Origin of the sequence: Amycolatopsis thailandensis, from assembly GCF_002234405.1 — a bacterium.
In the GTDB taxonomy this organism is placed as follows: domain Bacteria; phylum Actinomycetota; class Actinomycetes; order Mycobacteriales; family Pseudonocardiaceae; genus Amycolatopsis; species Amycolatopsis thailandensis.
Genome location: NZ_NMQT01000235.1, coordinates 1 through 517, shown reverse-complemented (window position 1 = coordinate 517; position 517 = coordinate 1). Strand labels below are relative to the sequence as shown.

Genomic DNA, 517 nt, shown 5'->3' with positions numbered 1-517 from the left:
GCACTTCGTCGATCGCGGACATCGTGGCGGAGCGGGGGAGCCCGCTGATCGGGGCCAGTTCGCCCACGATTTCCGCGGGGCCGCGTGCGGCGAGCGGGGCGTCCTCCCCGCGATAGTTGGTGGCGCTGATCTTCACCCAGCCCCGCAGGACGACGAACATGCTGGTGGGCGGACTGCCCTGGAGGGCGAGGATCTGGCCCGGTCGCCACACCTTCACATGTCCCGCGTTCCGGAGAGCGGACTGTTCCGCGGGGGTCAGCCGGCGCCAGGCTCCGAGGCTCGTGTGCTCACCCGAGGCGGAACCGGTCATCCTGGCCCTCCGGTCCCCCGGGGGTCTTTTCGACGCTGTGTTCCATTTGACGCATCAGCCACTCCCCCGACTCGTCAGCATGGTCAGTGGGCAGAACGACCCGGAAAGTTTCGAACCGCAACCAGTAATTGTGCCAGGCAAGAGGTGACTTCACCAGGCCTCGGGCCGGCGACGGGGGAGGGTGTCATGCGCAGTGCCGAAAGTGTC

Annotated in this window: 1 protein-coding gene; it reads right to left on the bottom strand. The window is 67.7% G+C overall.

The features are described from left to right. Window positions 1-310 (bottom strand): cyclic nucleotide-binding domain-containing protein (locus CFP71_RS41905; RefSeq protein ID WP_143267278.1); only part of this gene is annotated, 310 nt, incomplete at its 3' end. Between the last annotated feature and the right edge of the window lie 207 nt (window positions 311-517).